Consider the following 10,170-nt stretch of genomic DNA (forward strand, 5'->3'; position numbering starts at 1 on the left):
CTCGACCACGCGTGGCCGCTGCTCGAAGCGGCCGACCTGGTCGGCGACCTCTGGTCGGTTCCCGCCTACCTGCGGATGTGCGCTCCCTGGCTCGGCCCCGACGACGTCCGCAGGCTGCGGCGCCCGGACCCCCAGGCCTGGACGGTGTCCGACCTGCCGCTCCTGGACGCGGCACGGCAGCGGCTCGGCGACCCGGAGACGTCACGGCGCAGGCGCCGGCACGACGCCGCCGTCGCCGCCGAACGCGCGCGCATGGCCGACGTCATCGACAACGTGCTCGCGGCGGATGACGACGGCGAGGGCGCGGTGACGATGCTGCGCGGACGGGACCTGCAGGACAGCCTGATCGACGAGGCCGCACTGCCCGGCACCGAACCGGATCTGCTCACCGGGCCGTTCGCGCACATCGTGGTGGACGAGGCACAGGAACTGACCGACGCCGAATGGCAGATGCTGCTGCTGCGCTGCCCGTCCCGGAGCTTCACCATCGTCGGGGACCGGGCCCAGGCCAGGCACGGGTTCACCGAGTCGTGGCGGGAACGGCTGGAGCGGATCGGGCTCGACCGGATCGACGTGGCCTCCCTGAGCATCAACTACCGGACCCCGGAAGAGGTGATGGCGGAAGCCGAGCCGGTCATCCGGGCCGCACTCCCGGACGCCAATGTGCCGACCTCCGTCCGGACCGCCGGCGTCCCCGTCGTCCACGGAGCCGTGTCGGAACTGGAGGCGATCCTCGACACCTGGCTCGTGGCCCACGCCGACGGGACCGCCTGCGTCATCGGCGATCCCGCCTTCCGGGCGACGTCCCGGGTCCGGTCGCTGACGCCCGAGCTGTCCAAGGGGCTCGAGTTCGACCTGGTCGTCCTGGTCGACCCGGAGTCCTTCGGCGAAGGCGTCGAAGGAGCGGTCGACCGCTATGTCGCGATGACCCGGGCGACCCGGCAGCTCGTCGTCCTCGCGCCATAGGCGTGCCGCTCGGAGAGCGACGACCGGCAGCCGATCACCGCAGGTGGTCGGCTGCCCTGGCGCGCGCCCGAAAACTCACCACCCGCGCGCGTGCCACTCCGGCAGATGCGGGCGCTCGGCGCCGAGCGTGGTGTCGTTGCCATGACCGGGGTAGACCCACGTCTCGTCCGGCAGCGCGTCGAAGATCTTCGTCTCCACGTCGTGGATCAGGCTGGCGAACGCCTTCGGGTCCTTGTGCGTGTTTCCGACACCGCCCGGGAAGAGGCAGTCGCCGGTGAAGACGTGCGGATGGCCGTGCGGGTCGTCGTAGACCAGCGCGATGGAACCCGGGGTGTGCCCGACGAGATGGCGGGCGGTGAGTTCCACGCGCCCCACCCTGATGACGTCGCCGTCGTCGACGAGGACGTCGGTGGGCACCGGGATGCCGGGGGCGTCCCTGCGGCCGGCGTGGGTACGCGCGCCCGTGGCGGCGACGACCTCGGCGAGCGCCTGCCAGTGGTCCCCGTGCTGGTGCGTGGTGACGACGGAGGCGATGCCGTCGTCACCGATCATGCCCAGGAGCGTCCGAGCCTCGTTCGCGGCGTCGATCAGGAGCTGCTCGTCGGTGGCCCGGCAGCGCAACAGGTAGGCGTTGTTGTCCATCGGGCCGACCGCGATCTTTGTGATCATCAGGTCTTTCAGCTCGTGCACGTCCGCCGGTCCGCCGACCTTGACCTCTCCCGTGTACATCATGGCGATCAGCCTATAGCGGGCGGAGGTCCGGCGGCCCGTCGTGGACCTGCAAGTCGTCGCCCTACAACGGCGGAAGCTTCGGCAGCGCGCCGCCGTCCGTGGTCAGGCCGGAGCCGTCGCGCCGCCCGGCGAGCCAGCCGACCAGCTCCGCGGGCGGGCCGCTGACCGTGACCTCGGGCTTGTCCGCCGCCCGTCCGGTGCTCCACGCGCGCGTGCCGTCCGTGACCCGGGTCGCCGGGACCTCCGGGTGCCCGGAGAACCGCCGGGTGAGGAAGTCGATCTCCCGCTCCACGAACTCCGCCGGAAGATCCTTCAGCTCGTACCCGATCCCGAGGTCCACATGGTGCAGATCCACCTCGACCCACCGCCGGAACGGCACCCGGGCCGCGTCGTCGGTGACCCCGTTGCGCAGTTCGACCGTGCGGGTCCAGTCCGCCGGCGCCTCCCCGGCCCGCCGGAAGCCGGCCGCGCTCTCGCGCAGGTCGGCGAGCTGGTCGTCCAGCGGGCGCGGGGCGTCGCGCTCGATGTCGGCGTCCCGCGCCTCGGCGCTCGCGTACATGGGACGGCCCTCCAGGACGTTCACGAGCGCGTCCGCGTTACGGGCGAGGTGGGCGAGGACGTGCCCGCGGCTCCAGCCAGGAAGCCGTGACGGCTCGGCGAGCGAGGCGTTGTCCAGTGCGGCGACCGCGGTGAGGAGCCGTTCGGTCGCGTCACGTACACAGGCCAGGTCATGAGCGTGATCAATCATGGGCCCGACCCTAGCCGCGCCACACCTTCGGGTGAAGGTGGTGAAGCTGGTCCGCAAATCGAATGCGCGTGCTATATCGTCGATAGCGGCGTCGGGCATGCTGGAGGGCCGGGGGTTGTTATGCAACCGGGCAATCCGACCGGCGTTGTCAGTGGCTCCCCCTAGTCTGAAGAAGCACGGGGGCCCCGCCCCTGTCACTTCTCTCAAGAAAGGTGCGGACCGGCGTGGCCGACCGTCTCATCGTCCGTGGCGCGCGCGAGCACAACCTGAAGAATGTCTCGCTCGACCTGCCTCGTGACTCGCTCATCGTCTTCACGGGCCTGTCCGGGTCGGGCAAGTCCTCCCTGGCCTTCGACACCATCTTCGCCGAGGGGCAGCGTCGCTACGTGGAGTCGCTCTCCTCGTACGCACGGCAGTTCCTCGGCCAGATGGACAAGCCGGACGTCGACTTCATCGAGGGCCTGTCGCCGGCGGTCTCCATCGACCAGAAGTCGACCTCCCGCAACCCGCGCTCGACGGTCGGCACGATCACCGAGGTCTACGACTACCTGCGTCTGCTCTTCGCGCGCATCGGCAAGCCGCACTGCCCCGAGTGCGGCCGCCCGATCTCGCGCCAGTCGCCGCAGGCCATCGTGGACAAGGTCCTGGAGCTGCCGGAGGGGAGCCGCTTCCAGGTGCTGTCGCCCCTGGTGCGCGAGCGCAAGGGCGAGTTCGTCGACCTCTTCGCCGATCTCCAGACCAAGGGCTACTCCCGCGCGCGCGTGGACGGCCAGACCGTCCAGCTCTCCGAACCGCCGACGCTGAAGAAGCAGGAGAAGCACACCATCGAGGTGGTCGTGGACCGCCTCACGGTGAAGGACTCCGCCAAGCGCCGCCTCACCGACTCCGTCGAGACCGCCCTCGGCCTCTCGGGCGGCATGGTCGTGCTCGACTTCGTCGACCTCCCCGAGGACGACCCCGAGCGCGAGCGCATGTACTCGGAGCACCTGTACTGCCCGTACGACGACCTGTCCTTCGAGGAGCTGGAGCCGCGCTCCTTCTCCTTCAACTCGCCCTTCGGCGCCTGCCCCGAGTGCACGGGTATCGGCACGCGCATGGAGGTCGACCCCGAGCTGATCGTCCCGGACCCCGACAAGACCCTGGACGAGGGCGCCATCCACCCCTGGTCGCACGGGCACACCAAGGACTACTTCGGCCGTCTGATCGGCGCCCTCGCCGACGCGCTCGGCTTCCGCACGGACATCCCGTTCGCGGGCCTGCCGCAGCGCGCGAAGAAGGCCCTGCTGTACGGCCACAAGACCCAGATCGAGGTCCGCTACCGCAACCGGTACGGCCGTGAGCGCGTGTACACCACGCCGTTCGAGGGCGCGGTGCCCTTCGTGAAGCGTCGGCACAGCGAGGCCGAGAGCGACGCCAGCCGCGAGCGCTTCGAGGGCTACATGCGCGAGGTGCCCTGCCCCTCCTGCGAGGGCACGCGCCTGAAGCCGATCGTCCTCGCCGTCACGATCATGGAGAAGTCGATCGCCGAGGTCGCGGCGATGTCGATCAGCGACTGCGCGGAGTTCCTGGGCGAGCTGAAGCTGAACGCCCGCGACAAGAAGATCGCCGAGCGCGTGCTGAAGGAGGTCAACGAGCGGCTGCGCTTCCTGGTCGACGTCGGCCTGGACTACCTCTCGCTCAACCGCGCGGCGGGCACCCTCTCCGGCGGGGAGGCCCAGCGCATCCGCCTGGCCACCCAGATCGGCTCCGGCCTGGTCGGCGTGCTGTACGTGCTGGACGAGCCGTCCATCGGCCTGCACCAGCGGGACAACCACCGCCTGATCGAGACCCTCGTCCGGCTGCGCGACATGGGCAACACGCTCATCGTCGTGGAGCACGACGAGGACACCATCAAGGTCGCCGACTGGGTGGTGGACATCGGCCCCGGCGCCGGTGAGCACGGCGGCAAGGTCGTGCACAGCGGCTCCCTGAAGGAACTGCTCACCAACAGCGAGTCGCAGACCGGCGCCTACCTCTCGGGCCGCAAGGCGATCCCGCTCCCGGACATCCGGCGCCCCCGCGACCCGTCGCGCCGGCTCACCGTGCACGGCGCCCGCGAGAACAACCTGCAGGACATCGACGTGTCCTTCCCGCTGGGCGTGTTCACGGCCGTCACGGGTGTCTCCGGCTCCGGCAAGTCGACACTGGTCAACGACATCCTCTACACGCACCTGGCCCGCGAGCTGAACGGCGCCCGGAACGTCCCCGGACGCCACACGCGCGTGGACGGCGACGACCTCGTCGACAAGGTCGTGCACGTCGACCAGTCGCCGATCGGCCGCACCCCGCGGTCCAACCCGGCGACCTACACCGGTGTCTTCGACCACGTCCGCAAGCTGTTCGCCGAGACCACCGAGGCGAAGGTCCGCGGCTACCTGCCCGGCCGCTTCTCCTTCAACGTCAAGGGCGGCCGCTGCGAGAACTGCGCGGGCGACGGCACCATCAAGATCGAGATGAACTTCCTCCCGGACGTCTACGTCCCGTGCGAGGTCTGCCACGGCGCCCGGTACAACCGGGAGACCCTGGAGGTCCACTACAAGGGCAAGTCCATCGCCGAGGTGCTGAACATGCCGATCGAGGAGGCCATGCACTTCTTCGAGGCGGTCCCGGCGATCTCCCGCCACCTGAAGACGCTGCACGACGTCGGTCTCGGCTACGTCCGCCTCGGCCAGTCCGCCACCACGCTCTCCGGCGGTGAGGCCCAGCGCGTCAAGCTCGCCAGCGAACTGCAGAAGCGGTCCACCGGACGCACGGTCTACGTCCTGGACGAGCCGACCACCGGTCTGCACTTCGAGGACATCAGCAAGCTGCTGAAGGTCCTCGGCGGCCTGGTCGACAAGGGCAACACGGTCATCGTCATCGAGCACAACCTCGACGTGATCAAGACCGCCGACTGGGTCGTGGACATGGGCCCGGAGGGCGGCGCCGGCGGTGGCCTCGTGGTCGCCGAGGGCACCCCCGAGGAGGTCGCCGGGGTCCCGGCCAGCCACACCGGCAAGTTCCTGCGCGAGATCCTCGGCGCCGACCGCATCAGCGACGCGGAACCGGTGAAGGCGCCGCGCGCGACCCGGAAGACCGCCGCGGCCGCTTCGGCGGTGAAGAAGACGGTGACGGCCAAGGCCAACAACACGGCGACCAGGAAGGCCGCCACGGCCACGAAGAAGGCGACGCCCGCGAAGAAGACGACGCGGGCCCGCAAGGCCTGACATCCCATCAAAAAAGCGGCGCCCCTCGGGAACTCCCCGCGGGGCGCCGCTCGTTCCACCATCAGCCACTCCGGTCCTGCGGTTCCACAGGTCCCCGCAGCGCAGGCCCGGCCGCACCTTGAGAAGAGCACAGCGGAAGCAGAGCGCTCACAGTTCACCCAGTTCGGCCGCGCACGGCGGCTCCGCCCCCGCCCGTGAGCAGGTGACCGCCGCCGCGCGTGCCGCGAAGCGCAGGAGCCGCGTCCAGCCCTCCGTCCCGAGGGCGGCGAGCGCTTCCGGGGACAGGGCGTCCCGAGCAGACAGGCCGTGCAGCAGGGCCGCGTTCACCGTGTCACCGGCGCCGATGGTGTCCACGACGTCGACCTTCTCTCCCGGTACGGAGCACTCCCCGCCGTCCCGGGTGAACACGGTCAGGCCGTCCCCGCCATGGGTGACCACGACGGCCGACGGTCCCTCGGCCAGCCACTCGCGCGGCGTGCCGCCCAGCCATGCGGCGTCCTCCGCGGACACCTTCAGGAGCGTCACCGAGGGCAGCCAGCTCTCGAACCGCGCCCGGTAGGCGTCCGCGTCCGGGATCAGTCCCGCCCGGATGTTGGGGTCGAGCGTGGTGAACAGCCCCTGCCCGGCCGCCGTCCGCATCAGCTCCTCATAGGCGCTCGCCCCCGGTTCCAGGGCGAGCGAGCAGGTGCCGAAGGACACCGCGCGCGTGTCCGCGGGGAGCGAGGCGGGGGCGGTGAAGAGGCGGTCGGCGGTGCCGTCGACGTAGAAGGAGTACGCGGCCGAACCACTGCCGTCGACCGTGGCCACCGCGAGGGTCGTCGGCTCCGGCCCCCGCTGCACCCCCGACACGTCGACCCCGGCCCGCCGCAGCCCGTCGAGCAGAGCCTCGCCGAACGCGTCGTACGAGGTCCGGGAGCAGAAGGCGGTCCGGGCGCCGAGCCGGCCGAGGGCCACGGCGGTGTTGTACGGGCCGCCGCCGAGCGCCGGCCTCAGGTCCGCGAGGGCACCGGGGCCCTGTGGTACCAGGTCGATCAGTGCCTCACCGGCTACGACGATCACGTGGCGGTTCCCTTCTCGGACAACGTGGGTGATGGGAGGCGCCCGGCGGGTCCGGCCCCGCCCGGCTCCTCCGGGCATCCGCAGGACGTGCGGTGGACGAACGCGCACGGCAGACGCAGCATCCGGACCGGCCGGTCCGGCTCGGCCAGGCGGTCCAGGAGCATCCGGACGGCCTGGGCGCCCAGTTCCCTGCTGGGCTGGGCGATGGCGGTGAGCCGGGGCGAGAACAGATCGGCCCAGGCGAAGTCGTCGAAGCAGCACAGGGCGATGTCGTCCGGCACGGACAGCCCGTGCCGGCGCAGGGCGCGCAGGGCCCCGATGGTCATCGCGTTGTTGGCTGTGACGAGCGCCGTGGGCGGCTCGGGCAGGCGGAGCAGCGCGGCCGTGGCCTGCTCGGCACCGGCGGACTCGGAGTTGCCGGACACGAGGAGCCGGTCGTCGCGCGCCAGGCCCGCGGAGGCGAGACCGTCCAGGTAGCCGGAGACGCGCTCACCGGTCGTACTGAGTCCCGGCAGACCCGCGATCAGAGCGATCCGGCGGTGGCCGAGCCCCGCGAGATGGGTGACCAGACGGGCCGTCGGTCCGGCGCTCTCGGCACAGACCTGGTCGAAGCACAGCGCGCCCCGGTCGGCGGTGCCCGGCACGGGATCGCTCCCCGCACCCGGGTCGATCACCCGGTCCAGGAACACGGTGGGCACCGAGTGGCGGCGGAGGTAGCCGACGAGATCCTGCGGGTGCGCGGACGGGGCGACGATCATGCCGTCCACCCGGCGCTCGTGGAGGAGCTGCGCGACCTTGCGCTCGTGCCGGGGGTCGTCGTGCGGGTCGGCGATGAGCAGGCTGTAGCCCGCCTCCAGGGCAGCGGCCTCGACGCCCTGGAGGATCTCCGTGAAGTACGGGTTGCTGATCGCCGACACCGCGAGACCGATGGAGCGGGTGCGGGAGGTCACCAGGGAGCGGGCCAGGGTGTTGGGCGTGTACCCGAGGGCGTCGACGGCGTCCAGGACGGCCTGGCGGGTGTGGGGCAGCACCGGGCGCGTGCCGTTGAGGACGTGGGAGACGGTCGCCACGGAGACTCCGGCGCTCCGCGCGACATCCGCCATGGTGGGCATCGCGTTCCCCTCCTTCGGTACGGCCGGACCGTGAAGGACCCCCGTACGGCGGGGACGCCACGGCTCCTGGTACGCCAGGACCGCCACGCGCGCCACACGGCTCGGATCGCACGGACCAGGACCCCAGGACCCCAGGCCCCAGGACCGCTACGGGCCTTCCGGCCGGGAAGTTACCCGATCGAGCGACCCCGCGTAAACGCTTGCGCAAGCGTTTACGCGCTCGATATCGCCGTACCGGCCGCTCTCCCGCGCTCACCGCCCCCGCCGCCGGTCCGGCCGTTCTGCCCGGGTATCGTCGCCCTGCACATCCCCTGACCAGTGGAGTTCCAGATGCCCGCCCGACCGTCCGCGAGCCGCCGTACCGTCCTTCGAGGGGCCGCCGTGGCCCCGGTCGCCGGCCTGGGCCTGGCCGCGTGCTCGCCGCAGGGGGAGGGCGGCCCGGACGCGGCCGCTCCCACCGCGCCGGTCGACCTCGGCGCCGAGAGCGAGGTCGCCAAGGGCGGCGCCAAGCTGTACCGGGACCACAACGTGGTGGTCAGCCGGGACCGGAACGGCGCCCTGAAGGCGTACAGCACGATCTGCACGCACGCGGGGTGCCCGATCAACAAGCTGCAGGGCACGACCCTGATCTGCCCCTGCCACGGCAGCGAGTTCGACGCCGTGACCGGCAAGGTGGTCCAGGCGCCGGCCACCGAGCCCCTGACCGAGCTGCCGGTGAAGACCGCCAAGGGCAGGATCGTGGCCGGTCCGGCGGCCTGACGGAGGAGCCGCGCGGGGAGCCGGCCGCACCCCGCCCTGCCGTAGCTTCCCGCTTGCACTCCGAGCCGGAACCGCCCCACTCCCAGCAGGAACCTCGCCCGCGGTGCCTGTAGGTCGCCCACCGGCTAGGTCCCCCCACCGGCCCCGGCGCTACGACTCCGGCCGGCAGGCGCTGGTTCTGCCCCAGGTCGGCAGGCAGACGGCGATCAGTCCGGCGATCAGTCCGTCGCACGGTCCTGTCGCACAGCCCCTCACTGCCAGTCCCACGCGATGCCCAGGATCCCCGGTCGGATCCGGGGCTCGACCACGTGGACGCTGTGGTCCGGTCCGGTGACGGAGAGTTCCTGCCGGCTGCTGCGCGGGGCCGCCGGGGAGTGCTGGGTGAAGCGGTGGCAGCGCACGGGGAGCGCGGCCTCGTCGAAACGCACCTGGAGCGCGTACTGGCCACCGGGGGCGTCGAAACGGCGCAGGTGCTCGCGGGAGGGCCCGGTCGTGCCGTCCTCGATGCCGTACCGGAAGAGGTAGGTGTCGCCGGCGCGCAGCCGGGTGCCGAAGAGCAGCTCGGCCACCAGCACGCCGGTGTCCTGGTCCCAGCGGACGCGGCCGGTGCGGCAGTTCTCCAGGGCGCGCACTCTCATCTCGCCCGGTCTGCAGCCGGGGTCGCCGTGGTGGACGGCGAGGAAGCGGTCGACGCCGTCGCGGTGGGCCCGCACGATGTGGTGGGCCTCGCGGGCCGCCAGTTCGCGCCGGGCGCCGATCCGGACGCACTCGTGGTGGCCGAGGGAGTGCAGTCCGCCGTCGAGGCAGCGGCCAAGCTCGGCCTGGAGCCGGTCCAGCACCGCCGAGGCCTCGATCAGCGAGCGGTACGAACGGGCCGCCCGGCGCCCGGTCGGCGAGCGGTGGTCGGACTGGGCGAGCAGCCGGATCAGCGACTCGTCCGGCAGCTGGAGGATCTCCTCCAGCGCCCGTACGGCCCGCAGCGACTCCGGGCGCTGCGGGCGGCGGGCGCCCTGCTGCCAGTAACTCAGGCTGGTCACACCCACTTTGACCCCGTGGCGCGAGAGATGGTGCTGGACCCGCTGGAGCGGCAGCCCGCGCGCGGCGATCGCGGCGCGCAGCGCCACGTGGAAGGGGCCGCCCCGCAGGGCCGTGTCCAGTTCCACGATGGGGAGATCCGCGTGCTCTGGGGCATGCCGCATGCCGACGGGCCTTTCTGTGAGGTGTCACTAGGGTTGGTCAGACCGTCTGCGCGGGTGCACGGGACCGCCCCCGTGGCGTCGTGGACGCCGATGGCTGCGCACGCCGCGCCCCCGTTCGCACGCGTGCCGGCCCCGAGTTCCCCCGCATTGAAGCGTGTTGACCAGGACCCGACAACACCCTGGACTCGGCCGTTCCGTACGACTGGCCGGACCACATCCCTCGCCGGGCGGCCGACGCCGGCGGACCGGGCTCCCACGGGCCTCGGAGAGGGGCCCGCCCGGTGGTCACCCATGTCGACGGTTCGGCCCGGGTGCAGACGGTCACGGCCGGGCACAACGCGCGGTTCCAC

General features: G+C 71.8%; 7 protein-coding genes and 1 pseudogene. 3 read left to right on the forward strand and 5 right to left on the reverse strand.

Going from position 1 to position 10,170, the window contains the following annotated elements:
• Window positions 1–966, forward strand: a pseudogene (locus tag ACWEN3_RS32640) (AAA family ATPase); the annotation flags it as partial.
• Between the two features lie 75 nt (window positions 967–1,041).
• Here the strand turns inward: ACWEN3_RS32640 and ACWEN3_RS32645 are convergent.
• Both ACWEN3_RS32645 and ACWEN3_RS32650 read right to left on the reverse strand, forming a co-directional pair.
• Window positions 1,042–1,698 (reverse strand): MBL fold metallo-hydrolase, encoded by a 657-nt coding sequence (locus tag ACWEN3_RS32645; protein ID WP_452978157.1) that lies wholly within the window; start codon window positions 1,696–1,698, stop codon window positions 1,042–1,044.
• A 61-nt stretch (window positions 1,699–1,759) separates the two neighbouring features.
• Entirely contained in the window at window positions 1,760–2,446 is a 687-nt protein-coding gene (locus ACWEN3_RS32650; protein ID WP_452978160.1) for a maleylpyruvate isomerase family mycothiol-dependent enzyme, read from the reverse strand.
• A gap of 224 nt (window positions 2,447–2,670) precedes the next feature.
• On the opposite strand from ACWEN3_RS32650, the gene uvrA reads away from it, so the two are divergent.
• A complete protein-coding gene (uvrA, locus tag ACWEN3_RS32655) occupies window positions 2,671–5,691 on the forward strand; it encodes an excinuclease ABC subunit UvrA (RefSeq protein WP_452978163.1) in 3,021 nt (1,006 codons plus the stop codon).
• A 147-nt stretch (window positions 5,692–5,838) separates the two neighbouring features.
• Here the strand turns inward: uvrA and ACWEN3_RS32660 are convergent, their stop codons facing one another.
• Window positions 5,839–6,750, reverse strand: a complete 912-nt coding sequence (locus tag ACWEN3_RS32660; protein ID WP_452978166.1) for a carbohydrate kinase family protein — start codon at window positions 6,748–6,750, stop codon at window positions 5,839–5,841.
• On the reverse strand, window positions 6,747–7,862 hold the full coding sequence (locus ACWEN3_RS32665) for a LacI family DNA-binding transcriptional regulator (RefSeq protein WP_452978169.1): 1,116 nt from the start codon (window positions 7,860–7,862) through the stop codon (window positions 6,747–6,749). The genes ACWEN3_RS32660 and ACWEN3_RS32665 overlap by 4 nt, the downstream gene beginning before the upstream one ends.
• Before the next feature lie 330 nt (window positions 7,863–8,192).
• Between ACWEN3_RS32665 and ACWEN3_RS32670 the strand changes: the two genes are divergently transcribed.
• On the forward strand, window positions 8,193–8,621 hold the full coding sequence (locus ACWEN3_RS32670) for a Rieske 2Fe-2S domain-containing protein (RefSeq protein ID WP_452978172.1): 429 nt from the start codon (window positions 8,193–8,195) through the stop codon (window positions 8,619–8,621).
• Between the two features lie 251 nt (window positions 8,622–8,872).
• Here the strand turns inward: ACWEN3_RS32670 and ACWEN3_RS32675 are convergent, their stop codons facing one another.
• Complete coding sequence (locus tag ACWEN3_RS32675; RefSeq protein WP_452978175.1) at window positions 8,873–9,820, reverse strand: hypothetical protein; 948 nt, start codon at window positions 9,818–9,820, stop codon at window positions 8,873–8,875.
• Between the last annotated feature and the right edge of the window lie 350 nt (window positions 9,821–10,170).

It is taken from the genome of Streptomyces sp. NPDC004561 (assembly GCF_053602155.1).